Source organism: Brevundimonas aurifodinae, assembly GCF_040195595.1.
Taxonomy (GTDB): domain Bacteria; phylum Pseudomonadota; class Alphaproteobacteria; order Caulobacterales; family Caulobacteraceae; genus Brevundimonas; species Brevundimonas aurifodinae.
On record NZ_JBEGDD010000001.1, the window covers coordinates 114,889 to 137,691 of the forward strand.

The following is a 22,803-nucleotide window of genomic DNA, read 5'->3' on the forward strand; positions in this document are numbered from 1 at the left end:
GCGACGCGCGTTAGGACAGGGCATGGCCACCACCGACACGACCCCGCAGGGCAATGGATCGGACCGCCCGGGGTGGCGACTGAGAGCGCGGCTGAGGGCGCTGTACCATGGCGGCTCGAAGACGGCGGTACGGTTCCGGCTGGCGGTGCTGGTGGTCGATCTGCTGATCATCGCCTTCTTCATCGCCGCGCCCCTGTTGCGCGACCAGCCCCTGGCCTTCTACGTCATCGACTATCTGATCGCGGCCCTGCTGGCGGCGGACCTGGCGGCGCGGGCGCTTTGCTATTCGGACATCAAGGACTGGCTGAGACGGCCGATCGTCTGGGTCGATATCTTCATCCTGGCGACCCTGCTGTTCCCGGCCTGGCTGTTCAATCTGGGCTTCCTGCGGGTGCTCAGGCTCTGGACCCTGATCAACTCCGACTTCTTCTGGCGCACGATCGGCCGGCGCTACGACGATACCGAGGTGGAGGGGGTGACCAAGGCCCTGACCGCGCTGGTCACCTTCGTCTTCGTGGCGACGGGGTTCGTCTACACCGCCTTCCTGGGCAAGACCGAGGGGCTGTCGGGGTGGATCGACGCCCTGTATTTCACCGTGACCAGCCTGACCACGACCGGATACGGCGACGTCCTGCTGCCCGGACCCTGGGGGCGGATCGTGTCGATCGTCATCATGCTGGCGGGGGTGACGCTGTTCGTGCGGCTGGGTCAGGCCCTGCTGCGGCCGCACAAGGTCAAGTTTCCGTGCGAACGCTGCGGCCTGCAGGTCCACGATCCGGACGCGGTCCACTGCAAGGCGTGCGGCAACATCCTGTGCATCCCCGACGAGGGCCGTTGATCGACCGGTTCAGCGCCGCAGGAAGCCGCCGATGAGGTCGGCGATTCCGCCCCCGCTCTGGCTACCCGGAACCTGACCGCCCGGCGTCAGCCGATCGACCGCCTCGGGCAGGAGGCCGGCCAGGGTCTCGGACGCCTGTTCGGGCGAGATGCCCAGGCGTGCGGCGAAGTCGGCGATGGGGCCGGAGCCCAGCACCTGGGCGATCTGTTCCGGGGTGATATTGGCGTTGGCCCCGGTGCCGATCCAGGACTGGATCGTGTCGGCCAGACCCGCCCCGCCGAAGCGTTCGGCCAAGCCGGCGACGCCGCCCTGGCTCTGCAGCAGGTCGCCCAGACCGCCCGCCGCCTGATCGCCCAGGCCGTTCAGCACGCTGTCCATCAGTCCCATGATCGCTCTCCGCCGGTGAGGGATCAGACTGGCGCGTTACGGTGACGCAGTCATGTCGCGATAGGGTGAAGACGAAAAAGCCCGCCGGGGCGCGGCGGGCTTTCCAGATCGATCGGCCGGGGTCGAAGGATCAGTTTTTGGCTTCTTCGGCGCCCGAGGCGACGGCGCCGCCGACGGCCTGGACGTCGCGGCCGACGCCGGCGACGGTGTTGCAGGCCGACACGGCCATGGCGGCGGCGATCAGGGACAGGGTGACGATCTTCTTCATGGTGGAAACTCCAAATGGCGAAGCTCCGATAACTCGAAGCGTCGCCATACGGTTCCATGGCCCCGGGTGGTCGCGTCTGCTAGTGCGCTGATCATGACACAGACCCGACTTCAGCCCCCCGGAACCGCCGCCCGTCGCCTCGTCGAGACCCTGGTCCTGAACGGGGTGACGCGGGTCTTCTGCGTGCCGGGCGAGAGCTATCTGGCGGTGCTGGACGCCCTGGTGGATCACCCCGGGATCGAGGTGGTGACGTGCCGGCATGAGGCGGGCGCGGCGAACATGGCCGAGGCGTATGGCAAGCTGACGGGGCGGCCCGGCGTCTGCATGGTCACACGGGGGCCGGGGGCGACCCATGCCTCCATCGGGGTGCACACGGCGCATCAGGATTCGACGCCGATGATCCTGTTCGTGGGCCAGATCGCCCTGTCGGACCGGGGCCGGGGCGCCTTTCAGGAGGTCGATTACCGCGAGGTGTTCGGCGGCCTGGCCAAATGGGCGACCGAGATCGAGAGCCCGGAGCGGACGGTCGAGATCGTCGAGCGGGCCTTCGCCACGGCGCTGCAGGGGCGGATGGGGCCGGTGGTGATCGGCCTGCCCGAGGACCTGCTGCATGCCGACGGCGGGCCCGAGCCCGTACGGGCGGTGGTGCCGGCGAAGGCGGGGTTGGACGCGGGGTTCCTGGCCGACCTGGGCGCGCGGCTGGCCTGGGCCGAGCGGCCGCTGCTGGTGCTGGGGGGGTCGGGCTGGACCGACGAGGCGGCGGCCGTGATCGGCGACTGGTCCGAGCGTCTGGGCCTGCCGGTCGCCCTGTCGTTCCGGCGAAAGGACATCCTGTCGAACGCCCGGACGAACTATGCCGGCGACCTGGGGCTGGGGTGCAATCCGGAGTTGATGAAGCGGGCGCGGGACGCCGACCTGCTGATCGCCATCGGCGCGCGGCTGGGGGAGAACCCCACCCAGGGCTACACCTTGTTCGATCGGGCGCACACGGCGCTGACCCTGGTCCATATCCATCCCGGCGCCGAGGAGCTGGGGCGGGTCTGGCCGACGCTGATGAGCGCCGTGGCCGACAACAGTCTGGCGGCCGAGGCCCTGGCCACGCTGGAGCCGGGGCGGACCTGGCACGATCAGGCACGGGCGGCGCACGACCACTATCAGGCCTTTTCGACGCCGGTGGCGGTGACGGGCGCGGTCAATATGGCCGAGTGCATGGCGCATCTGGGCGAGGCCTTGCCGGCCGACGCCATCGTGACCAACGGCGCGGGAAACTTCGCCGCCTGGCTGCACCGCTTCTATCGACACCGCGCCTGCCGGACCCAGCTGGCTCCGACCTCCGGAGCCATGGGCTACGGCTATCCGGCGGCGATCGCGGCCAAGTCGATCCATCCCGATCAAGAAGTCGTCTGCGTCGCGGGCGACGGCGACTTCCTGATGACCGGTCAGGAACTGGCCACGGCCGTGCAGCACGGGATCAACGTCGTGGTGATCGTGGTCGATAACGGCACCTATGGCACCATTCGGATGCACCAGGAGGGCCACTATCCCGGCCGGGTGGTGGCGACGGACCTGAAGAATCCGGACTTCGTGGCCTATGCGCGGGCGTTCGGGGCTTTCGGCGTGCGCTGCGAGCGGACCGAGGACTTTGCCCGGGCGCTAGAAGCGGCGCGCGAAGCGGCGGGGTCCGGCGGTGTGCCGGCGCTGGTGCACCTGATCACCTCGGCCGAGGACATCGCGCCCAACCGGACCATCAGCGGCCTGCGGGCGGGCTGATCGGGGCCCCTCTCAGCCCCCGTCGGCGACGGCGCGGATGATGGTCGAGGACGAGGGACGACCGGCCAGGCTCTGGTCCGGATTGACGATCACCCGCAGGTCGCCGTCGCGGAAGGTGACCGAGGCGCGGCGGCCCTCCACCAGGGTGATGCTGCGCAGGTCGCCGAGGGACCCGCGGAAGGTCGGCGACCGCGCCATGCGGATGACCGCCTCGGTCGTCACCACCAGGGCGTCGACCATCAGGGCCTCGGACTGCTCGCCTGTCAGATTGATGACGACGAGACGCCCCAGGGCCTGGCTGACCAGGCTGCCGCGCTGGTTCATCAGGCTGAACAAACGCACCGGCCCCAGGGTCGGCAGGGTCAAAGGCTCGGCGCCACCCGTGATCGAGGCCGGAGAGCCGCCCGGCGCGCGGACGGTGTACAGGGTGATGCCGCCGCCGTGGGTGACGCGCAGGATCTGGGTCCCGCTGTCGTTCCTGTAGATGACATCGCCGCGCGGGGCGGGCGTGGGGCGCAGCACCCAGGTCTCGGCCCGGCGCTCGAAACGGAACAGCGGAAGCGCCCCGGTTCCGTCGAAGATGAAGGCCTCGCCGCTCTCGGAGACGTATCGGCCCGACGGCGGCTGGCCCGCGCGGGAGGGGCGTATGGCGAGGGCGCGGCTGGCCTCGGCCTGGGCGTTGCCCCGCACCTGGGCTTCGGAAGGGGTGGGCAGGGCGATCAGAATCGGGGCCGCCAGCGCGGCGACGGCGAACGCCATCGCCGCCGGGAGCGGCGATCGCGCCGCCTCGACCCTGACCGTGCATCTCATGGACCCAGCGTTGCGCCGGACGCGGGGCGGATTTTGGGCAGACGGCGACCTAGCCGACCAGATACTGACCGCCGTTCAGCGACAGGGTGCAGCCTGTGACATATCCGGCACGCTCGCCCGCCAGCCAGGACACCATGTCGGCGATCTCCTCGCCCTTGCCCAGGCGGCCCACGGGGATCTGGGCGATGATCGAGTCCAGCACCTTCTGGTCCATCGCGCCGACCATCTCGGTGTCGATATAGCCGGGCGCGATACAGTTGACGGTGACGCCTTTGCGAGCGTTTTCAAGCGCCAGGGCCTTGGTGAAGCCGATCATCCCGGCCTTGGCGGCCGAATAGTTGGCCTGGCCGATCTGGCCCTTCTGGCCGTTGATCGAGGAGATGTTGACGATCCGGCCGAAGCCCCGGTCGCGCATGCCGTTGATCACCTGCCGTGTCATGTTGAACACGCTGTCCATGTTGACCCGGATGACGTCGGACCACTGGTCGTGGCTCATCTTGTGAAAGAAGCCGTCGCGGGTGATGCCGGCGTTGTTGATCAGGGTGTCGATCGGGCCGAGCTCGGCCTCGACCTCGGCCACGGCGCGCTGGCAGTCCTCGAACGAGCCGACGTTGCCCTTGACCACCATGACGCCCAGCTCGCGGGCCGTGGCCTCGGCGGCTTCGGTGTTGCCGGAATAGCCGGCGGCGACGGCCATGCCGTCTTCCTTCAATCGTTGAACGATCGCCTTGCCGATGCCCCGGGTGCCCCCGGTGACCAATGCCACGCGCGCCATCTGTCGTTTCCTGTCCCTGACGGACCCGTCTGGTGCGGGGCCTGTTCGAGACAAGGTGTAGCGGGCGGAGGGTCGAGGGTCGAGGGTAGGAAATCCTCCACCGTGCAGCGAAGCGAAACGGGGGAGGGGGACCGCGCGAAGCGTGGTGGAGGGGGCGGACGCGCACATCGCGTCTGGAGCCGCCCCCTCCACCCCCGCGCAAGCGCGCGGCGGTCCCCCTCCCCCGCTGCGCGGGTGAGGATCAGAGCCGGGCCATGTCCAGCACGAACCGGTACCGTACGTCCGAGCGGCCCATCCGCTCGTAGGCGGTGTTGATCTCCGACGGGGCGATGACCTCGACGTCCGACGCGATGCCGTGCTCGGCGCAGAAGTCGAGCATCTCCTGGGTCTCGCGGATGCCGCCGATCAGCGAGCCGGCGATGCGGCGGCGACGCCACAGCAGAGGCAGGGCATAGACCGGCAGGCCCTCGGTGGTCAGGCCCAGCATGACCATGGTGCCGTCGCGCGCCAGGAGCTGGATGTGGCTGGCGATCTCATGCGTCGCTGAAACGGTGTTGATGATGAGGTCGAACGTCTCGCCGGCCGCCTGCATGGCCGCCTTGTCGGAGTTGATCAGGAAGTGCTTCGCCCCCATCCGCTCGGCGTCGGCCTTCTTGCGGTCCGAGGTCGACAGCACGGTGACCTCGGCCCCGAGCGCCGCCGCCTGCTTCACCGCCATGTGTCCGAGACCACCCAGGCCGACGACGGCGACCTTCGAGCCCGGGCCGATCTTCCATTCCTTCAGCGGCGAATAGGTCGTGATGCCGGCGCACAGCAGGGGGGCAGCGGCCTCCAGCGGGATCGAATCCGGGATGGACAGGACGTAGGCCTGATCGACGGTGATGTGGTCGGAATAGCCGCCCTGTGTAATCGTCTGGTTGACGGGCGCGCCCTTTGGGTCGGGCGAGCCATAGGTCTGGGTCATGCCGGGGACGCAGTACTGTTCCTCGCCCATCTTGCAGGGCTCGCAGACACGGCAGCTGTCGACCATGCAGCCGACGCCGACGCGGTCGCCGACCTTGAAGCGGGTGACGTTCGCGCCGACGGCGGACACGACGCCCGCGACCTCATGGCCCGGCACGATGGGATAGCGGGTGTTGCCCAGGTCGTTGGTGGCGACGTGCAGGTCGGAGTGGCAGACGCCGCAGAAATGGACGTCGATGGCCACGTCGTCCGGGCCGGGGTCGCGCCGGTCGAAGCTGTAGGGCTCCAGCGGCTTGTCGGCGGCGACGGCGGCGAAGGCGCGTGTGGCGATCGGCATGGGGGCATTCTCTCGGCTGGCGGGGACGTGACGGCGTAAATGTGGCCGGGCCCGCCCCGTGGCAACCGGCGTGCCGAGATTAACCGGCCAGCTTGCCGATCAGGGCCTGGGCGGCCGCAGGATTGCGCACCTTCGCCCCGGCGATGAAATAGGCGAAGACCTCGCCCCGCTTCGCCCAGGCGCGGGTCCGGGCGGCGACAGCGTCGAGCTCGGCCGAGGTCATGCCGGTCGGCTCGTCCTCGCGGCTGGACATCAGGCGGGCGTATGTGAAGTCCGCGGTCGGCTGGTCGATGCGGGGCCATTCGGGGGCCTCGTCGTCCTCGGCATAGACGATGGCCGCGCCGTACTTCGCCGCCAGATCGTAGAAGGCGGGTGTGTCGAAGGTGGGATTGCGGACCTCCAGGGCGTGACGCAGGCGAACCCCTTCGCGTTCCTGAGGCAGCAGCTTGAGGAAGCCTTCGAAATCCTCGGCGTCGAATTTCTTCGTGCCCATGAACTGCCAGTTGATGGGGCCCAGCTTGTCGCCCAGCGCCGTCAGCCCCTGGCCCAGGAAGCGGTCCATGGACTCGCCCATGTCGGCCAGCACCTTGCGGTTGGTGCAGTAGCGGCTGGCCTTGACCGAGAAGACGAAGCCGTCGGGCGTCTCGTCGCGCCACTTCATCCAGCTGTCGGGCTTGAAGGTCGAATAGTAGGTGCCGTTGATCTCGATGGAGCTGAGCGCCCGGCTGGCGAACTCCAGCTCGCGCTTCTGGGTCAGGTCGAGGGGGTAGAAGTCGCCGCGCCACGGCTCATAGGTCCAGCCGCCGACGCCGACACGGATGGGGTGGGTCATGATTGCTTCCGCTCGGTTTCCGACCCTCGCGGGTCGCTTCGCCAGTCTTCGCGCCCGTGCCGGACTCGGACGATGAGCACGCCGTCATCGTCCGCCTCATAGACGAGGACGTGGGCGTTGAACGGAAAGATCCGCACTGCTGGGTGATGCTCCGTCCGAAGGCGGCCAAGCCCCGGGAAATCCACGAGCGTTACGAACACTCTCTCCAGCTCATCCAGATACCGACCGGCCTGTCGGGGTCCAAAGCGATCGTAGCCCTGTTCGTAGATGGCGATGAGATCCTCGTCAGCCTCGCGAGACGTGCGGTGACGCTTCACGCAGCGGCGTTCCGCTTCGCGATACGGGCGAGGGCTTCCGCCTTGATGTCCGCCATGGTCCGATCGCTGACGCCCGACGCGCGGCCCTCGTCGATCAAGCGCTGCATGTTGGCGATCTTTTCCGCCTTGACCTGATCGCGCCGGATCAGGTCCCGGACATAGTCGCTGGCGTTGGCATATCGGCCGTCCCTGGATTGTTCCTCGACCCAGGCCTTCATCGGATCGGGCAGGGAGATGTTCATCGTGGCCATCTGCGAACTCCGTGTCGTCGGGTTGATCATGGCAAACCTTGGCAACCCTGTCGAGGCGGCGAAGGTTTCGCCCCCCGCCGCGACCCGCTATCACCCGCCGATGATCACCCTGCTCTATGGCCGGCCGCCGCTGGCGTTCGACCCGCCCGGCGACGCCACCCAGACCTCGCCCCTGATCCCCGGTTCGACCGCGCTGGAAAGTCTCGCCGATGGTTCGGTCGAGGCGGCGATGATCTATGCGCCACCAGGGGTGCTGGAGCGCCGCTATGTCCTGGCGCAGGGGCTGCGGGTGCTGAAGGTGGGCGGACGGCTGGACGTCATGGCGCCCAAGGACCGGGGCGGGTCGCGGCTTAGGAAGGAGCTGGAAGGCTTCGGTCTGGAGGTCGGCGAGAGCGCCAAGGCGCATCATCGGCGCTGTGTCGTGGTGAAGCCGGACGCGGTGATGGGGCTGGACGCGGCGATCGCGGCCGGCGCGCTGCAAAAGGTCGAGGGGCTGGAGGCGTGGTCGCAGCCCGGCGTTTTCGCCTGGGACCGGATCGATGCAGGCTCGGCCTTGCTGGCGGCCCATATGCCGGAGCTGAAGGGCGCAGGGGCGGACCTGGGGTGCGGCTATGGGGCCCTGGCGACGGTGGTCTTGCGAGCCCCGGGCGTCACGTCGCTGCGGCTGGTCGACCTGGATCGGCGTGCGATCGAGGCCGCGAGGCGAAACGTCGATGACCCGCGCGCGACCTTTCAATGGGCCGATGCGCGGACGCTTGCGGACAGCGGCGATCTGGCCTTCGTGGTCTCCAACCCGCCCTTCCACGACGGCGGGGCCGAGGATCGGCGGCTGGGTCAGGCCTTCAGCCGCAAGGCGGCCGGGATGCTGAAGACCGGCGGGGTGCTGTGGCTCGTGGCCAACCGTCACCTGCCCTATGAGGCCGAGCTGAACGCGGCCTTCAAGCGGGTTCGGCCGGTCGCCGACCGGGGCGGCTACAAGCTGTTCGAGGCCGTCAAGTGAAGACCCCCACCGCCCGGGTCGACAAGCTGCTGTCCTCCATGGGCTATGGCTCGCGGGCCGAGATCGCGCGGCTGGGCAAGGTCGGCGGGATCGTGCTGGACGGGGTCGATCTGACCGATGTCAGCCGGCGCATTCCGGTGACGCCGGATCTGGCCGAGCGGATGGTGATCGACGGGCGGCCGGTCGATCCGCCGCCGGGGCTGGTGCTGATCCTGAACAAGCCCCTGGGCATGACCTGTTCACACAAGGAGGACGGGGCGCTGGTCTATGACGTCCTGCCCGACCGCTGGCGGCGGCGCGACCCGTCGATCTCGACCATCGGCCGGCTGGACAAGCAGACGAGCGGCCTGTTGCTGCTGACCGACGACGGCGACCTGCTGCACCGGGTCATCAGCCCCAAGCGCCATGTGGCCAAGGTCTATCACGCGACCCTGGCGCGGCCCCTGGTCGGGACGGAGGGCGCGCTGTTCGCCTCGGGGACCCTGGTGCTGGAGGGCGAGGACAAGCCGCTGGCCCCGGCGGTGCTGGAGCCGATCACGGCGACCGAGGCGCGGCTGACCGTGACCGAGGGGCGGTATCATCAGGTGCGGCGGATGTTCGCGGCGGTGGGCAACCACGTCGAGGCCCTGCACCGCGAACGGCTGGGCGGGCTGGCGCTTCCGGCCGATCTGGAGCCCGGAGCGTGGCGGCGCGCGACCGAGGCCGAGGTCGCCGCCATCTTCGCCTGACGCAACCGCGACGCTCGAGGCAATTTACGGCTCCGCTTCTACCATGGGCTTGGGCGGCAACGGCATCACCTACTCCGTCATCGCCAGCCGGATCGTGGCGGCGGAGGTGCGAGGCGGCAGCGACCCGGACGCCGAGCTATGCAGAGGGTGATCTCGACAATGGCCATCTAGATGGCTATGTTTCGGTCATGAGCGAATATTCCATGGCGCAGGCGAAGGATCAGCTTCCGCGCCTGATCAATCGGATGCTGGAAGGCGAAGCCGTCGTCATCACCCGGCGCGGCCGCGCGGTGGCGCGGGTCGTCCCGATCGAACCGGAGGCTCGATCCGCTCAACCCATCGACGGAGACTGGATGAGACGCCTCAGAGAGGCGGGACGAACGCCGACCTCCGGGCTGAGGGACACCGTCAAGGCCATGCGCGACGACTACCGGTATTGACCGTCTATCTCGATACGAGCGTTCTGGTCGCGGCGCTGACCGTGGAGCCTGAGTCCGAGCGGGCCCAGCGCCGGATCCAGCAAGGCGACGACTGGCTCGTCAGCGATTGGACGGTGGCCGAGTTCAGCGGCGCGATTCGCGCCAAGGCGCGCCGCGGCGAACTCTCGGTGGCGCTCATCCCGGTGCTGGATCACGCCATCGACGAGTTCACCGATCGCATAGGCGGCGCGACGGCCTTGCGCCCGTCCGATCATCAGTCTGCGCGCACCCGGATCATAATGGACGGGAAGCTGCGCGCGCCCGACGCCCTGCATCTGGTCATCGCGGAACGACTGGGAGCGGCCATGTTCACGTTTGATATCGAGCTCGCTCGAGCCGCCCGCGAGGCGGGTCTTCAGGTCGTGGAGGCATGACCCGCGTGAAAATCTGCGGCCTGACGACGGCCGACACGCTGGACGCGGCGCTGGATCACGGCGCGGCCTTCGTCGGGGCGGTGTTCTTTGGCAAGAGCCCGCGCGACATCTCGCCGGAGGACGCGCGGCCGCTGTTCGAGCGGGCGCGGGGGCGGGCGAAGATCGTGGCGGTGACGGTCGATGCCGACGACGACCTGCTGAGCCGGATCGGGGCGCACCTCAGGCCCGACTACATTCAGCTGCACGGGCGCGAGACCGTCCAGCGGGCGCATCAGGCGCGGACGCTGACCGGGGCGGGGATCATCAGGGTGCTGCCGGTCCGGGACGCAGGCGACCTCGACGCCGCCGCGGACTGGGAAGATCACGTCGATCACCTGATGTTCGACGCCCGGCCGCCCGAGGGTTCGGACCTGCCCGGCGGGGTCGGGGCGTCGTTCGACTGGGCGATGATGCAAGGGCGGTCGTTCCGGCGGGACTGGTTTCTGGCGGGTGGGCTGAACCCCGACAATGCGACCCAGGCTGCGGCGATCAGCGGCGCGCCCCTGCTGGATGTGTCCTCTGGCGTGGAAAGCGCGCCGGGTGTTAAGGACGCCGCCCGGATCGCGGCCTTTCTGAAGGCCGTGGCCTGATCGTTTCCGCCCGGCCGCATTTCGGCCCCTGCCCCACCCGAGGCTGACGTCCGTGAACGCCATCATTCCCAACCAGGCCATTCCCAACAGATATGGCATGCCCGACGCCGACGGCCGCTTCGGCCCCTATGGCGGGCGGTTCGTGGCCGAGACCCTGATGCCGCTCGTGCTGGAGCTGAACCGGGCCTATGAGGCCTGCAAGGCGGACCCGAGCTTTCAGGCCGAGCTGGATGACTTCCTGACCCACTACGTCGGTCGGCCCAGCCCGCTGTATTTCGCCGAGCGTCTGACCGAGCATCATGGCGGGGCCAAGATCTGGTTCAAGCGCGACGAGCTGAACCACACGGGCGCGCACAAGATCAACAATTGCATGGGCCAGATCCTGCTGGCCATGCGGATGGGCAAGAAGCGGATCATCGCCGAGACCGGCGCCGGCCAGCATGGCGTGGCGACGGCGACGGTCTGCGCCCGCTTCGGCCTTCAATGCGTGGTCTATATGGGCGCGGCGGACGTGGAGCGGCAGTCGCCCAACGTGTTCCGCATGAAACTGCTGGGCGCCGAGGTCATTCCGGTGACCAGCGGGCGCGGCACGCTCAAGGACGCGATGAACGAGGCCCTGCGCGACTGGGTCACCAATGTCGCCGACACCTACTATCTGATCGGCACGGCGGCGGGGCCGCACCCCTATCCGACGATGGTCCGCGACTTCCAGTCGGTGATCGGGCGCGAGGCAAAGGTCCAGATGCAGGCCCGGCGCGGCAAGCTGCCCGACGCCCTGGTCGCGGCCATCGGCGGGGGATCGAACGCCATCGGCCTGTTCCACCCCTTCATCGAGGACGCGGGCGTGCGCCTGATCGGGGTCGAGGCGGCCGGGCGCGGGCTTGACGGGCCGGACCACGCGGCCTCGCTGCAGGGCGGGCGGCCGGGCGTGCTGCACGGCAACCGCACCTATCTGCTTCAGGACGAGGACGGTCAGATCCTGGAGGGCCACTCGATCTCCGCCGGGCTGGACTATCCCGGCATCGGGCCCGAGCACGCCTGGCTGAAGGACATCGGCCGGGCCGAGTACCGGTCTGCGACGGACGTCGAGGCGCTGGAACAGTTCCAGCTGTGCTCGCAGCTGGAAGGCATCATTCCGGCGCTGGAGCCGAGCCACGCCCTGGCGCGCATCGGCGAGATCGCCGCCGAGATCGGCAAGGACGGCGACGTGGTGCTGAACATGTGCGGGCGGGGCGACAAGGACATCTTCGCCGTGGCGAAGCATCTGGGCGTGGAGTTGTGAGCATGAGCGTTTCGATCCTGATGGCGGCCCTGCTGGCGGGCCAGGCGGCGACCCCGACCCAGGCGCCGGCGCTGGACGTCGACGTTCCGGCGGTCGAGGGCCTGGCGGCCGATCCGACCTGCGGGGGCCGGCCGGCCCTGACCCAGCTGGCCAGCTGTTTCGTCACGACCCAGGCGGCGGCGGCGGCCGTCGCCGACGTCTGGAACGCCGCCTTCGCCGCCCAGGGCTGGAACGCGGCACACGGCGACGACAACCGGGTGGTCTATGTGCGCCGTCGCGAGGGCGGAGGCTGCGACGCCTTCCAACTGCAGGCTTTCGCCGACGACCGGCAGGTCCCGGCCCCGGCGGCTCCGGCCTATCTGGCGCTGGGCACCATCCCCGGCGACATCTGCGCGCCCCAGCCGCCGGCCGGGACGCCCGCGACCCCGGCGACCCCCCAATGACGACCGGCCGCATCGATGCGCGCTTCGCCGCCCTGAAGGCCGAGGGCCGGGCGGGGTTCGTCGCCTATGTCATGGCAGGCGATCCCTCACGCGATGAGGCGCTTGAGATCCTGCGTGGCCTGCCCGCCGCGGGGGCCGACATCATCGAACTGGGCTTTCCTTTCAGCGATCCGATGGCCGAGGGCCCCCCGATCCAGCGCGCGGCGCTGCGGGGCCTCAAGGCCGGGTTGACGCTGAGGGGGACGCTGGATCTCGCGCGCGCCTTCCGCGACGGCGATGCGGAGACCCCCCTGATCCTCATGGGCTATCTCAACCCGCTGGAGACCTATGGCTATGCCGCCTTCGCGTACGACGCGGCGGCGGCCGGCGTGGACGGGGTCATCATCGTCGATTGTCCGCCGGAAGAGGCCGATCCCCTGAGCGACGCGCTGGACGCCGAACAGCTGTCGCTGATCCGGCTGGCCACGCCGACGTCGGACGATGCGCGGCTGGAGGTGATCGCGCGGCGGACCTCGGGCTTCGTCTACTATGTCTCGGTCGCGGGCGTGACAGGCGTCAAGGAGGCGCAGTCTGCGTCGGTCGCCCCGGCGGTGGAACGAGTGCGCCGCGCCTCGGGCCTGCCGGTCGCGGTCGGGTTCGGGGTCAAGACGCCGGAACGCGCGGCCGAGATCGCCCGGGTCGCCGACGCGGTGGTGGCCGGCTCCGTGCTGGTCGACGAGGTGGCGGCGGCGCTGGAGGCCGGAGAGCCCGCCCCGGCGCGCGTGCTGGCCAAGGTTCGGGCCCTGGGCGACGCCGTGCGGGGTGCGCGGGTCACAGAAACCGTCTAAGAGCGCGCCGATGGCCGACAAGACCCCTCCCAAGGTTCCTCAAGAGAAACGCGGCGGCTGGCTGAGCCGCTTCGCCCCGGGCGTTCGCAAGATCGTCAGCCGGCGCGACACGCCAGACAATCTGTGGGTCAAGGATCCGGATTCGGGCGACATGCTGTATCGCCCCGACCTGGAGGCGGCCCTGTGGGTCACGCCGTCCGGCCGCCACATGCGTATCAATGCCACCCAGCGGCTGGGCTACACCTTCGATGGCGGCAGCTATGAGCCGATCGCCAGCCCAGAGGTGGCCGAGGACCCGTTGAAGTTCTCGGACGGCAAGCCGTATCGCGAGCGGCTGATCGCGGCGAGGAAGGCCACCGGCCTGAAGGACGCCATGTCCATCGGCTATGGCGACATCGACGGCACCCCGGCCGTGGCGGTCGTTCAGGACTTCGCCTTCATGGGCGGGTCGCTGGGCATGGCGGCGGGCGAGGGCTTCATCGCGGCGGCCAAGGCGGCCGTCGCGCGCGGCGTGCCGCTGGTCTGCTTCACCGCCGCCGGTGGAGCGCGGATGCAGGAGGGCGCGCTGAGCCTGATGCAGATGGCCCGCACCACCCTGGCGGTCCAGGAGCTGAAGGCGGCGCAGCTGCCCTATGTCGTGGTCCTGACAGACCCGACCACGGGGGGCGTGACGGCGTCATACGCCATGCTGGGCGATGTGCATCTGGCCGAGCCGGGGGCCCTGATCGGGTTCGCCGGGCCGCGCGTGATCGAGACGACCATCCGCGAGAAACTGCCGCCGGGCTTCCAGCGGTCGGAGTATCTGCAGGAAAAGGGCATGGTCGACCGCGTGGTCCCCCGCGCCGACCTGCCCGAGACTCTGGGCCGGATCCTGTCGATGCTGATGGATGGACGGCGTCAGGCGGCCTGACGCCGCCACGGCCAGGTCGTCACCTCGCCGACCCACAGGCACAGCCAGACGATCACCGGCTGAAGCAGTAGCCGGGGACCATGATAGGCCCAGCCGAGCAGGGGCTCGGCGCGCGCCAGATCGTCGATCGCGTGCTGGATGTTGGCCGGGAAGACGCAGACGGCATACAGCGCCAGGCCGAGGCCGGCCGCCCGGCGCAGGCGCGGGACCGTCAGGCCGACGGCTCCGGCGATCTCGGCAAGGCCGGTCAGGGCGATGACGGTCGGGGCGACCGGCACCCAGCCGGGCGTGATGCCGAGGAACGGGGCGGGTGTCAGCAGATGAAGGACACCGGCCGCGAGAAAGGCGGTGGCGACGATCGGGCGGAGGACGGTGCGGATGGGCATGGCTTGTCATACCGCTTCCCTCTCCCAGTGGGAGAGGGCTTGAGCGTCCAGGAGCGCAGCGATTGGAGACGCGAAAGGGTGAGGGGTTACGGAGGGAGCCGGTGAGGGCAGATCCCCTCACCCTTTCGGGCTTCGCTCTCCGAGCCTCAACCCCTCTCCCTCCGGGAGAGGGTAGGATAGAAGACATCATGGACCCCGTCTCCGCCCGGCTGCGCGCGCGCCACCCCCAGAAGATCGACCTGTCGCTGGACCGGATGCGGACGCTGTGCGCCGTGCTGGGGCAGCCGCAGCTCAGCCTGCCGCCGGTGATCCATGTGGCGGGGACCAACGGCAAGGGATCGACCGTGGCCTTCCTGCGGGCGATGGCCGAGGCGGCGGGGTTGCGTGTCCACGTCTATACCTCGCCGCATCTGGTGCGGTTCAACGAGCGCATCCGGCTGGCCGGAGAGCTGATCTCCGACGAGGCCCTGTCGCGCATCCTGGACCGGATCGAGGCGGTGCGGGGCGTGGAGACGACCGTTTTCGAGAGCGCCACGGCCGCCGCCTTCGTCGCCATGTCAAAGACGCCCGCCGATCTGGCCATCGTCGAGGTGGGCCTGGGCGGGAGCCTGGACGCGACCAACGTCATCGAGCGGCCCCTGCTGAGCGTGATCGCGCCGGTCGATCTGGACCACGCCGAGTTCCTGGGCACCGACATCGCCGGGATCGCGGGCGAGAAAGCGGGGATCCTCAAGGCCGGGGCGCGGGGCATCGTGGCGCGCCAGTCCGAGACGGCCATGGCGGTGATCGAGGCGCGGGCGGCGGCGGTGCATACGCCGCTGACCGTCATGGGCACCGACTTCGACGCCTGGGGCGAGCGGGGCGGCATGGTGTTCCAGAACACCGAGCGGTTCCTGGACCTGCCCGCGCCCGCCTTGATCGGGCCGCACCAGATCGCCAATGCGGGTCTGGCGGCCGCCGTCGCCCTGGAACTGGACCTGCCCGAGACGGCGATCGCCGAGGGCATCGCGGCGGCGCGCTGGCCCGCCCGGATGCAACGGTTGACGGCGGGTCCCTATGGCGCGCGCGCCAAGGCCGCCGGCGAGCAGGGGGGGGCCGAGCTGTGGCTGGACGGGGGGCACAATCCGCACGCCGCCCGGGCCCTGGCCCAGAGCCTGGCGGAGCGCCAGGCGCGCGCGCCCCGGCCGCTGGCCCTGATCGTCGGCATGCTGGCCAACAAGGATCACGGCGGCTTCTTCGAGGCCCTGAAGGACAGCGGGGCCCACATCTTCACCGTCGGCTTCGACGGGGCGGCGGCCGAGCCCGAGGCCCTGGCGGCGGTGGCGCGCGGGCATGGCCTGGGGGCCCAGGCCGCGCCCTCGGTGCGGTCGGCCCTGGCGCGGGCGCTCAGCCTGGGCGCGGGTCGGGTGGTGATCTGCGGCTCCCTGTATCTGGCGGGCGAGGTCCTGGGGGCCGACCCGGCGACCTGGCCGAGCTGAGACGTAAAGGTCGCTTGACATTCGGGTCGAGAACGGCAGAAGCTTCGGGCCTTGGAGGTTCCTTCATGATCCGTCGCTCCCTGCTTGGCCTCGTCATCGCCACCCTTGGGCTTTCCGCCCCGGCGATCGCCCAGACGCCGCCGCCCCTGCCGGCCGACCTGCAGGTGCTGTTCTGGCCCGCCGAGCGGCGCGAGCAGGATCTGCGGCGCATGCCCGAGCTGATCCCCCATGCCCGGATCGAGCCGTCGCCGACCCCGCGTCCCCTGCCGCAGGGCGAGCCGCTGGCGATCGATTCGACCGCCTTCATGCAGGCGCAGCGGGTCGCGGGTCTGCTGGTGATCCAGGACGGGCGGGTGAGGCTGGAACGCTATGGGCTGGGGCTGACGGCTGAGGATCACTGGGACAGTTTCTCGATGACCAAGTCCCTGACCTCGACCCTGGTCGGGGCGGCCCTGGCCGACGGATCGATCCGCAGCCCCTATGATCTGGTAACCGACTACATCCCCGAACTGGCGGGCGGCGCCTATGACGGGGTGCAGATCGCCCACGTCCTGACAATGACCTCGGGTGCGCGCTGGAACGAGGACTATGCCGACGCCAGTTCGGACGTGGCGCGCTTCTATCTGACGCCGCCGCCCGCGGACCTGGACGCGACGGTGTCCTATCTGTGAGGCCTGCCGCGCGAGCATCCGCCGGGCGAGCGGTGGCACTACAACACCGGCGAGACCAATCTGATCGGGGTGCTGATCGCACGGGCGACGGGGCGGCCGCTGGCGGAGTATTTGAAGGAGAAGGTCTGGGATCCGGCGGGCATGGAGGGCCCGGCCTTCTGGATGCTCGACGCCCAGGGCAAGGAGGCCGGGGGCTGCTGCGTCTCGGCCCGGTTGCGCGACTGGGGCCGGGTCGGGCTGATGGCCTTGGAGCGCGGCGCGGTGCCCGGCGGACAGATCGCCGACCGCCGCTGGTTCGAGCGGGCGACGGCTCAGATGGTCGACTTTCCCGAGAGCGACCGGGGCTATGGGGCGCAATGGTGGACCCGGGCCGAGGGGGCCCAGTTCGAGGCCGCGGGCATCTTCGGCCAGATGATCCACGTCGATCCCGAGCGGCGGCTGGTGGTCGTCTTCCTGTCGGCCTGGCCCGCGGCGACCAGCCGGGAGCGGTCCGACGAACGGCTGGCCTTCCTGACCACCCTGAAGGCCGCCCTCTAGCGCCGCGGGTCCAGCAGCAGGCCCGAGACGGTCGCCGCCAGCATCCGCGCGGCGAACGGCAGGCGCGCGGCCTTGCCCAGCAGATGGTCGCGGACCCAGGGCAGGACCTTGCCGTCGGCCTGGTAGAAGGGGGTGAAGCCCCAGCTGAGCGCCTGATACAGCCGCACATGCCAGCGCCGGATACGGGCGTAGGCTATCAGGGCCTCGTCCAGATCGGCGTGGGTGTCGAGGGCCTCGGCCAGGGTCAGGGCGTCCAGCAGCCCCATATTGACCCCCTGACCCAGCTGGGGGCTGGTGGAATGAGCCGCATCGCCGAGCACCGCCAGCCGGTCCGCCACCGGCAGCGACAGGGTGTGGTGGCCGTAACGCGCCAGGGTCAGGGCATCGGCGTCCGGGATGGCGTCGAGGACCGGACCGATCTGGGGCCACAGGCTGAGCACCTCGGCCTTCCAGCGATCGATCCCGGCCGCGACCCAGGCGGGATGGTCGTCGGGCTTCAGGCTCCAGAAGAAGGTCGCCAGCCGGTCGGGGCCGTCGGGACGGGAGCCGCAGGGCAGGACCCCGATCATGCGCGAGGCCCCGCGATAGACCTGTTCCAGCGCGCCTTCGTCGAACGGCGCGCCGGGCCAGGGCACCGTGCCCCAGACGGCGCCCCAGGCCAGCTCCGAACGCCGTCCGCCCTGGCGCGTCAACAGATCCCGCGCGATCGGCGAGCGCGCGCCCGAGGCGTCGACGACCAGGTCGAAGGCGGCGCTGGCCGTGCCCCCGGCGTCGACGATCCGCCCGTCCGAGGCGCTCGTGATCTCGCGGTCTGTGACGAAGTCGACGCCCTCGGCCAGACAGGCGTCGTGCAGCACATGGAAGATGGCCGCCCGGTGGACGCCCAGCGCGTTCAGTCCGTCGGGGCGGGGCGTGGCCAGGTCCGAATATTTGACGTCCAGCACCACCCGGCCCCGCCGCGCCTCGCGTCCGAAGATATGGTTCAACGGTTGACCCAGGGCCGCCACCCGCCCGGTCAGGCCCAGCCGGTCCAGCACATGCAGCCCCGTCGGCTGCAGCATGAAGCCCGCCCCGATCGGCCGGGTTTGGGCGAAGCGTTCGTGAACGACGACGTTGTGCCCCCGCCGTTTCAGCAGCAGGGCCAGGGCCAGCCCCGTCGGCCCGGCCCCGACGACGGCGATGTCGCGCAGGGGGCTCAGGCGGGGACCAGTTCGATCAGGTCGAGGTTGGACTCATACTGCGGCCACGGCAGGACCAGCCGCCACCGCTGCGGTCCGATCCGCTCCAGCACGGCGAGCAGGTCGCGGTCCGGGCGCTGGCCATAGGAGTTGGCGGGCGGCTCGGTCGACAGGCTCATGGAGCCCAGCATCACCATCTGGCGGTCGGTCTCGGGGAACAGCAGGCCGCTGGGGCGCTGCGACCCGGTCAGCTTGGAGAACTTCAGCCCGCGCGGGGTCTGTTCGATCCGGCAGGCGAACCAGCCGTAGACGACATAGCCCAGGCCCGCCTCGCCGCCCTGCGACCCCAGCTTGACGGTCCGGCAGCGATAGTCGCCGACCGGAGGCGTGACGTCGCCGCGCACGGCGCCCGGGTCGATCAGGTCGCCCACGCTGTCGAGGTCGCCCGAGCCCACCTGCCGCCGCGCCTGCTCCAGCGCCAGCCGCCAGGCGGCCTCGCGCCGGGCGTAGCGGTCGCGATCGATCGCCGTGACGATGCCGCGCCAGTCCCTCAGCACCGCCTGACCGCCGCTTCCGGGCGGCGGCGGGGGCGGCGGCGGCGGCGCGATTGAGGCGCAGGACGCGACGATCAGGGCGGACAGGGCACAGGCAAGGATACGCATGACCGAGAGGGAGCCCCAGCCGACGGGAGGCGTCAAGCGGCGCGAGGGCGCTCCGCGTCGTCGGCCGCGCCCAGGGCCCGATCCAGCGCCTTGGCGAAGGCGCGGATGTCCAGAGGCTTGGTCAGATAGTCGCGAAAGCCCGCCTCGCGTCCGCGCCGCACGTCGGCCGGCATGGCCCCCGCCGACAGGGCCATGACCGGGATGCCGCGCGTCAGCGGGTCGCCGTCCAGACGCGCCTTCAGCTCGAACCCCGACAGGCCGGGCAGGTTGATGTCCAGCACGATCACGTCAGGGCGCAGGTCGCGCGCCAGGGCCAGGCCCTCGTGCCCGGTCTCGGCGATGTGCAGCTCGATCGGCCCCAGTGCCTGGATGACATGGCGCATCAGGGCGATGTTGGAGGGGTTGTCCTCGACATAGAGCATCACCGCCTCGGGCAGGGCGTCCGTCGACATCGGCGAGGCGACCACGATCGGTGCCGGATCGCGGGCCAGCGGCAGGTGCAGGGTGAAGCTTGCGCCTTCACCCTCGGCGCTGGAGGCCTCCAGCCGTCCGCCCATGGCCTCGGCCAGACGACGCGACACGGCCAGGCCGACGCCCGTGCCGGGGGTGTCGCCGTCCTCGCGGCCCAGTCGGCTGAAGGGCTGAAACAGTTCGGCCATGCGGTCGGCGGGCAGGCCGATGCCGGTGTCGTGGACCGCCAGGGCGACGCCGTCCGGGCCCTGGCGCAGCTCCACCAGCACATGACCGCCCGGACGGTTGTATTTGATGGCGTTGGTCAGGAGGTTCAGCAGCACCTGACGCAGCCGCGTGCGGTCGGCGACGACGCCCAGACCGGCGGTCGGATCGGGAGCGCGCAGGGTGATGCCGGCCGCCTCGGCCTGGGGCCGGACCAGATCGCACACCTGTCGCACCACCAGCTGGGGGTCGACCCGCTCGATCGACAGGCTGAGCCGCCCCGCCTCGATCCGCGCCAGATCCAGCACCTCGTCGACCAGAGCCAGCAGATGACGGCCCGAGGCATGGATCTGATCGACCGCCTGGCCCTGGCGCCGGGTCAGGGGCTCGGCCTCGGCGTTCATGCGAAGCAGTTCGGCGAAGCCCAGGACCGCGTTCAGCGGTGTGCGCAACTCATGCGAGAGACCGGCGAGGAAGTCGGACTTGGCGTCGTTCGCGGCCTGGAGCGCGGCGGCCCTGTCGTCGGCGGCCGCGAGCGCCTGGGTCAGGGCCTGGGTGCGATCAGCGACGCGGGCCTCCAGGTCGGCGTTTCGGACCGCCAATCCGGCGGCCTGATGCCGCGCATCCAGCCACAGCCGAACCCCGGCCCAGCCGGCCGCCAGGGCCATGGAGACAATCAGCAGCGTGAACAGCATCGTGTGAGCCCTCCCGAGGGACAGATCACAACATGCAAGAGTTGCATTAGGGTAAATCGCTCGCGCCAAGGTGGCGCGAGCGATCAGTCCTCGACGGGCTCGACCTTGCGGCGCGGCGCGCGCTTCTTCGGGGCCGGGGCCTCGCCGGCATCGTCGGCCGGTGTCGGGGCGGCGGGCGCGGCGGACCGGGTCAGGAAGCCGGGCAGGGCGCTGCCGCCTTCGTCCGACGGTTCCTCGGCGCGGGGCGTGCGGGTGCGGCGCGCGGGGCGAGCCTCGCGAGCGGGGGCCTCGCGCGCAGGCGTTTCAGCGGCCGTGGCTTCGGCCGGAGACGGTTCGGACGCGTCGGAGCCTTCCGGTCCGTCGCCCTGATCGCGTTCCTCGGGGGCGTCGCCGATGCCGCCTTCGGCCTGGAAGCGGCGGTTGCGCTCTTCGCGGCGACGCTCCCAGCGTTCGCGGCGGGTCTCGCGCCGCCCGCCCTGACCGGCCTCGCCGTCGGCGCGGGGCTCTCCATCGCGAGACTGGCCATCACGGGGTTGGCCGTCGCGGTTCTGGTCGCGGTTCTGGTTGGTGTCGCGCGGCGCGTCGCGGTCGCGCCATTCGCGGGGCTCACGCGGTTCGCGCGGCGCCTCGCCGGAGCCGTCGTTCTGGGGCCGGGCGTCGCGTTCGGCGGCCTGCTGGGCGGCCAGGAAGGCGGCGGCCTGAGCCCCGGTCTCGTCCTCGAAGTCGATGTCGAAGCCCTGGTTGGACAGTTCGCGCGCGGCGATCTCCGACACCGGCCGCTGCGGCTGGAGCGCCCTCAGGACCCGGAAATAGTGTTCGGCATGCTGTTGATAGTTCTCCGCCAGGACCCGGTCGCCCGCCGAGGAGGCGTCGCGCGCCAGCTGCTGATAGCGTTCGTATACGGTCTGGGCGTTGCCCCGGACCTTGATGTTCTCGGGGCCTTGGGAATCCCACGAACGGTTCGGATTGGCCGCGTTCGCATTGCCGCCGCCGGGCTTCCGGTTGCGGCCGCGCTGGCGCTTCATGCCCTTGAAATCTCTCATCGAACGTCCGTGCTGGTCGGCGTCCCCGGCGCTGAGCGGGGGAAGGGGCCGTGGTTCCTGGTCCGGTCTCGGCTCGTGCTCGGGGCCCATCCCCGTTGGCGATGATCGAAAAGACCGGTTGTCGCCCGTCGTGGTGCGCCCGAACCATCCGGGCCTTCACGCGCGTCCCGGCCGCGCGTCACTGGTCCAGGGAGCGGACCGGGAAGGTGCGGTTGAGTGGGAGACAGACCTGACTTAGCGCGGCACGCGTGGCTTTCCAAGGGGTTTCGCGCGGGTCGATCTCCGGCGTGAAAAAAGCCCTCCGACACGGGGTCGGAGGGCGGGAAGGCTTGTCTCTCTCGCCGCCACCGGGAGGGGATGAGGTCCGAAGGCGAGCGGACGGCGCGGCCGTCCTGTGTCCAAAGTGTCACGCCGCGAGAAATGAGTCAAATTCTGCGATCAATGCCTTGCCTGTGTTGATCCGAACACGGTCAACGAGTCGTGAATCCGTCAATTCCGGCCCGGTCGACGAGTCGGGTCGGCCAGGCGGAAAAGGCCGGCGTCGAGGCCGGACGTCGGCGTCAGGGTGGTCAGTTGGGTCCGGGTCCGGGACCCCTGCGCGTCCGTGATCGTCCACTCCTGCAGCCGCAGCGGATTGCCCGCGAAGGCCAGGATGACCGAGCCGTCGTTGGGCCGGCGGGCGTCACGCGCGGTGATGGCGAAGGCGCCCGACTGCATTCGGGTGACGCGGTTGATCGAGACGCCCTGGTCGAAGCGCACATTGCGCGCCAGGAAGGTCGACAGCGGCGTCGCGCCCAGCGGCACCTGGCGGAACACGTTCAGCCGCGGATCATAGCGTTTGACGTTGGATCCATCCGCCACGACCAGCAGGCCGGCGGGGTCGGTGTATTCGAACCGCATCCGGCCCGGGCGCTGCAGATAGAAGCGGCCCTGACGGCGCTGGCCTCCGGCACCGGTCTCCACGAAGGTGCCCTGGGCGGCGGTCAGGTTCTGAAGATAGGTCTGGGCCTGGGCCAGGGTGGCCCGATCGGCCTGGCCCAGGCCTGTCTGGGCCGAGGCGGGCAGGGCCGCGACGGTCGCCAGGGCGGCGATGCCGAAGCCGAGGTCTCTGCGCGAAAGCGTCATCTTGTTCCTTCCTCCCATGCGGGAGCCGTTTCTATGCCGCTGGTCTAGGGGGCCAGGACGGCGCGGGCATGGCCCGACCCTGACCATATTCCGGCGGCGGGATGAAGCCTCGTTCAGGCTTCGAGGTTCCGTC

At 70.2% G+C, this 22,803-nt stretch carries 26 protein-coding genes and 1 pseudogene; 13 read left to right on the plus strand and 14 right to left on the minus strand.

From position 1 onward, the window contains the following. The first annotated feature begins 22 nt into the window (after positions 1-22). Positions 23-838 carry a potassium channel family protein gene (locus tag ABN401_RS00615; protein WP_349682876.1) on the plus strand — a complete coding sequence of 272 codons (816 nt, stop codon included), beginning with the start codon at positions 23-25 and terminating at the stop codon, positions 836-838. Between the two features lie 9 nt (positions 839-847). Here ABN401_RS00615 and ABN401_RS00620 read toward each other — a convergent pair whose 3' ends face one another. Next, positions 848-1,225, minus strand: a complete 378-nt coding sequence (locus ABN401_RS00620; RefSeq protein ID WP_349682877.1) for a YidB family protein — start codon at positions 1,223-1,225, stop codon at positions 848-850. A 130-nt stretch (positions 1,226-1,355) separates the two neighbouring features. After that, entirely contained in the window at positions 1,356-1,493 is a 138-nt protein-coding gene (locus ABN401_RS00625; protein WP_349682878.1) for an entericidin A/B family lipoprotein, read from the minus strand. A gap of 93 nt (positions 1,494-1,586) precedes the next feature. Between ABN401_RS00625 and ABN401_RS00630 the strand changes: the two genes are divergently transcribed. Further along, positions 1,587-3,263, plus strand: a complete 1,677-nt coding sequence (locus ABN401_RS00630) for a thiamine pyrophosphate-binding protein (RefSeq protein WP_349682879.1) — start codon at positions 1,587-1,589, stop codon at positions 3,261-3,263. Positions 3,264-3,275: 12 nt separating this feature from the next. On the opposite strand, the gene ABN401_RS00635 is transcribed toward ABN401_RS00630, so the two are convergent. The 6 genes from ABN401_RS00635 to ABN401_RS00660 form a co-directional block, all read right to left on the minus strand. After that, positions 3,276-4,073 (minus strand): DUF4908 domain-containing protein, encoded by a 798-nt coding sequence (locus tag ABN401_RS00635; RefSeq protein WP_349682880.1) that lies wholly within the window; start codon positions 4,071-4,073, stop codon positions 3,276-3,278. A gap of 49 nt (positions 4,074-4,122) precedes the next feature. Then, a complete protein-coding gene (phbB, locus tag ABN401_RS00640) occupies positions 4,123-4,848 on the minus strand; it encodes an acetoacetyl-CoA reductase (protein WP_349682881.1) in 726 nt (241 codons plus the stop codon). 241 nt (positions 4,849-5,089) lie between these two features. Further along, positions 5,090-6,148, minus strand: coding sequence for an NAD(P)-dependent alcohol dehydrogenase (locus ABN401_RS00645; protein ID WP_349682882.1), 1,059 nt, complete (start codon positions 6,146-6,148; stop codon positions 5,090-5,092). A gap of 79 nt (positions 6,149-6,227) precedes the next feature. Further along, positions 6,228-6,980 (minus strand): DUF72 domain-containing protein, encoded by a 753-nt coding sequence (locus ABN401_RS00650; protein WP_349682883.1) that lies wholly within the window; start codon positions 6,978-6,980, stop codon positions 6,228-6,230. Further along, positions 6,977-7,297 (minus strand): type II toxin-antitoxin system RelE/ParE family toxin, encoded by a 321-nt coding sequence (locus ABN401_RS00655; RefSeq protein ID WP_349682884.1) that lies wholly within the window; start codon positions 7,295-7,297, stop codon positions 6,977-6,979. The genes ABN401_RS00650 and ABN401_RS00655 overlap by 4 nt, the downstream gene beginning before the upstream one ends. Further along, complete coding sequence (locus tag ABN401_RS00660; RefSeq protein ID WP_432763507.1) at positions 7,294-7,548, minus strand: type II toxin-antitoxin system ParD family antitoxin; 255 nt, start codon at positions 7,546-7,548, stop codon at positions 7,294-7,296. Before ABN401_RS00660 ends, ABN401_RS00655 begins: the two co-directional genes overlap by 4 nt. Before the next feature lie 100 nt (positions 7,549-7,648). Between ABN401_RS00660 and ABN401_RS00665 the strand changes: the two genes are divergently transcribed. The 9 genes from ABN401_RS00665 to accD all read left to right on the plus strand — a co-directional run bounded on the left by ABN401_RS00665 (position 7,649) and on the right by accD (position 14,220). After that, positions 7,649-8,548 carry a class I SAM-dependent methyltransferase gene (locus ABN401_RS00665; protein ID WP_432763511.1) on the plus strand — a complete coding sequence of 300 codons (900 nt, stop codon included), beginning with the start codon at positions 7,649-7,651 and terminating at the stop codon, positions 8,546-8,548. A gap of 38 nt (positions 8,549-8,586) precedes the next feature. Continuing rightward, the gene (locus ABN401_RS00670) at positions 8,587-9,276 is read left to right on the plus strand and encodes a pseudouridine synthase (RefSeq protein ID WP_349683242.1); all 690 of its coding nucleotides are present in this window, start codon (positions 8,587-8,589) and stop codon (positions 9,274-9,276) included. A gap of 188 nt (positions 9,277-9,464) precedes the next feature. After that, positions 9,465-9,716, plus strand: a complete 252-nt coding sequence (locus tag ABN401_RS00675) for a type II toxin-antitoxin system Phd/YefM family antitoxin (RefSeq protein ID WP_349682887.1) — start codon at positions 9,465-9,467, stop codon at positions 9,714-9,716. After that, positions 9,713-10,129, plus strand: coding sequence for a type II toxin-antitoxin system VapC family toxin (locus ABN401_RS00680; protein ID WP_349682888.1), 417 nt, complete (start codon positions 9,713-9,715; stop codon positions 10,127-10,129). Before ABN401_RS00675 ends, ABN401_RS00680 begins: the two co-directional genes overlap by 4 nt. Next, positions 10,126-10,758, plus strand: a complete 633-nt coding sequence (locus tag ABN401_RS00685; protein WP_349682889.1) for a phosphoribosylanthranilate isomerase — start codon at positions 10,126-10,128, stop codon at positions 10,756-10,758. Before ABN401_RS00680 ends, ABN401_RS00685 begins: the two co-directional genes overlap by 4 nt. Positions 10,759-10,855: 97 nt before the next feature. Next, the gene (gene trpB / locus ABN401_RS00690; RefSeq protein WP_349683243.1) at positions 10,856-12,040 is read left to right on the plus strand and encodes a tryptophan synthase subunit beta; all 1,185 of its coding nucleotides are present in this window, start codon (positions 10,856-10,858) and stop codon (positions 12,038-12,040) included. Positions 12,041-12,042: 2 nt separating this feature from the next. Continuing rightward, positions 12,043-12,483 (plus strand): hypothetical protein, encoded by a 441-nt coding sequence (locus tag ABN401_RS00695; RefSeq protein ID WP_349682890.1) that lies wholly within the window; start codon positions 12,043-12,045, stop codon positions 12,481-12,483. After that, positions 12,480-13,310 (plus strand): tryptophan synthase subunit alpha, encoded by an 831-nt coding sequence (gene trpA, locus ABN401_RS00700; protein ID WP_349682891.1) that lies wholly within the window; start codon positions 12,480-12,482, stop codon positions 13,308-13,310. Before ABN401_RS00695 ends, trpA begins: the two co-directional genes overlap by 4 nt. A gap of 10 nt (positions 13,311-13,320) precedes the next feature. After that, complete coding sequence (accD, locus tag ABN401_RS00705; RefSeq protein ID WP_349682892.1) at positions 13,321-14,220, plus strand: acetyl-CoA carboxylase, carboxyltransferase subunit beta; 900 nt, start codon at positions 13,321-13,323, stop codon at positions 14,218-14,220. On the opposite strand, the gene ABN401_RS00710 is transcribed toward accD, so the two are convergent. After that, positions 14,208-14,606, minus strand: coding sequence for a DoxX family protein (locus tag ABN401_RS00710; protein ID WP_349682893.1), 399 nt, complete (start codon positions 14,604-14,606; stop codon positions 14,208-14,210). The genes accD and ABN401_RS00710 overlap by 13 nt on opposite strands. A gap of 188 nt (positions 14,607-14,794) precedes the next feature. Between ABN401_RS00710 and ABN401_RS00715 the strand changes: the two genes are divergently transcribed. Further along, the gene (locus ABN401_RS00715) at positions 14,795-16,084 is read left to right on the plus strand and encodes a bifunctional folylpolyglutamate synthase/dihydrofolate synthase (RefSeq protein ID WP_349682894.1); all 1,290 of its coding nucleotides are present in this window, start codon (positions 14,795-14,797) and stop codon (positions 16,082-16,084) included. 305 nt (positions 16,085-16,389) lie between these two features. Then, positions 16,390-17,292 (plus strand): annotated as a pseudogene (locus ABN401_RS00720) (serine hydrolase domain-containing protein). Here the strand turns inward: ABN401_RS00720 and ABN401_RS00725 are convergent. From ABN401_RS00725 to ABN401_RS00745, 5 genes are all read right to left on the minus strand, one after another. Beyond that, positions 17,289-18,491 (minus strand): FAD-dependent oxidoreductase, encoded by a 1,203-nt coding sequence (locus tag ABN401_RS00725; protein ID WP_349683244.1) that lies wholly within the window; start codon positions 18,489-18,491, stop codon positions 17,289-17,291. The pseudogene ABN401_RS00720 and the gene ABN401_RS00725 overlap by 4 nt on opposite strands. Further along, on the minus strand, positions 18,488-19,168 hold the full coding sequence (locus tag ABN401_RS00730; protein WP_349682895.1) for a DUF4893 domain-containing protein: 681 nt from the start codon (positions 19,166-19,168) through the stop codon (positions 18,488-18,490). The genes ABN401_RS00725 and ABN401_RS00730 overlap by 4 nt, the downstream gene beginning before the upstream one ends. Beyond that, positions 19,165-20,502 (minus strand): hybrid sensor histidine kinase/response regulator, encoded by a 1,338-nt coding sequence (locus ABN401_RS00735; RefSeq protein WP_349682896.1) that lies wholly within the window; start codon positions 20,500-20,502, stop codon positions 19,165-19,167. The genes ABN401_RS00730 and ABN401_RS00735 overlap by 4 nt, the downstream gene beginning before the upstream one ends. Before the next feature lie 83 nt (positions 20,503-20,585). Further along, the gene (locus tag ABN401_RS00740; RefSeq protein WP_349682897.1) at positions 20,586-21,545 is read right to left on the minus strand and encodes a DUF4167 domain-containing protein; all 960 of its coding nucleotides are present in this window, start codon (positions 21,543-21,545) and stop codon (positions 20,586-20,588) included. Positions 21,546-22,034: 489 nt separating this feature from the next. Further along, on the minus strand, positions 22,035-22,670 hold the full coding sequence (locus ABN401_RS00745) for a LolA family protein (RefSeq protein ID WP_349682898.1): 636 nt from the start codon (positions 22,668-22,670) through the stop codon (positions 22,035-22,037). Between the last annotated feature and the right edge of the window lie 133 nt (positions 22,671-22,803).

Excerpts from the sequence above, each read along its gene's own strand:
- ABN401_RS00740 (WP_349682897.1), bottom strand. The coding sequence starts at position 21,545 with ATGAGAGATTTCAAGGGCATGAAGCGCCAGCGCGGCCGCAACCGGAAG.
- ABN401_RS00695 (WP_349682890.1), top strand. The coding sequence starts at position 12,043 with ATGAGCGTTTCGATCCTGATGGCGGCCCTGCTGGCGGGCCAGGCGGCG.
- trpA (WP_349682891.1), top strand. The coding sequence starts at position 12,480 with ATGACGACCGGCCGCATCGATGCGCGCTTCGCCGCCCTGAAGGCCGAG.
- ABN401_RS00635 (WP_349682880.1), bottom strand. The coding sequence starts at position 4,073 with ATGAGATGCACGGTCAGGGTCGAGGCGGCGCGATCGCCGCTCCCGGCG.
- accD (WP_349682892.1), top strand. The coding sequence starts at position 13,321 with ATGGCCGACAAGACCCCTCCCAAGGTTCCTCAAGAGAAACGCGGCGGC.
- ABN401_RS00650 (WP_349682883.1), bottom strand. The coding sequence starts at position 6,980 with ATGACCCACCCCATCCGTGTCGGCGTCGGCGGCTGGACCTATGAGCCG.
- ABN401_RS00665 (WP_432763511.1), top strand. The coding sequence starts at position 7,649 with ATGATCACCCTGCTCTATGGCCGGCCGCCGCTGGCGTTCGACCCGCCC.
- ABN401_RS00735 (WP_349682896.1), bottom strand. The coding sequence starts at position 20,502 with ATGCTGTTCACGCTGCTGATTGTCTCCATGGCCCTGGCGGCCGGCTGG.
- ABN401_RS00685 (WP_349682889.1), top strand. The coding sequence starts at position 10,126 with ATGACCCGCGTGAAAATCTGCGGCCTGACGACGGCCGACACGCTGGAC.
- ABN401_RS00630 (WP_349682879.1), top strand. The coding sequence starts at position 1,587 with ATGACACAGACCCGACTTCAGCCCCCCGGAACCGCCGCCCGTCGCCTC.
- ABN401_RS00715 (WP_349682894.1), top strand. The coding sequence starts at position 14,795 with ATGGACCCCGTCTCCGCCCGGCTGCGCGCGCGCCACCCCCAGAAGATC.
- ABN401_RS00620 (WP_349682877.1), bottom strand. The coding sequence starts at position 1,225 with ATGGGACTGATGGACAGCGTGCTGAACGGCCTGGGCGATCAGGCGGCG.
- ABN401_RS00645 (WP_349682882.1), bottom strand. The coding sequence starts at position 6,148 with ATGCCGATCGCCACACGCGCCTTCGCCGCCGTCGCCGCCGACAAGCCG.
- ABN401_RS00625 (WP_349682878.1), bottom strand. The coding sequence starts at position 1,493 with ATGAAGAAGATCGTCACCCTGTCCCTGATCGCCGCCGCCATGGCCGTG.
- ABN401_RS00660 (WP_432763507.1), bottom strand. The coding sequence starts at position 7,548 with ATGGCCACGATGAACATCTCCCTGCCCGATCCGATGAAGGCCTGGGTC.
- ABN401_RS00675 (WP_349682887.1), top strand. The coding sequence starts at position 9,465 with ATGAGCGAATATTCCATGGCGCAGGCGAAGGATCAGCTTCCGCGCCTG.
- ABN401_RS00745 (WP_349682898.1), bottom strand. The coding sequence starts at position 22,670 with ATGACGCTTTCGCGCAGAGACCTCGGCTTCGGCATCGCCGCCCTGGCG.
- ABN401_RS00615 (WP_349682876.1), top strand. The coding sequence starts at position 23 with ATGGCCACCACCGACACGACCCCGCAGGGCAATGGATCGGACCGCCCG.
- ABN401_RS00710 (WP_349682893.1), bottom strand. The coding sequence starts at position 14,606 with ATGCCCATCCGCACCGTCCTCCGCCCGATCGTCGCCACCGCCTTTCTC.
- ABN401_RS00670 (WP_349683242.1), top strand. The coding sequence starts at position 8,587 with ATGGGCTATGGCTCGCGGGCCGAGATCGCGCGGCTGGGCAAGGTCGGC.
- phbB (WP_349682881.1), bottom strand. The coding sequence starts at position 4,848 with ATGGCGCGCGTGGCATTGGTCACCGGGGGCACCCGGGGCATCGGCAAG.
- trpB (WP_349683243.1), top strand. The coding sequence starts at position 10,856 with ATGCCCGACGCCGACGGCCGCTTCGGCCCCTATGGCGGGCGGTTCGTG.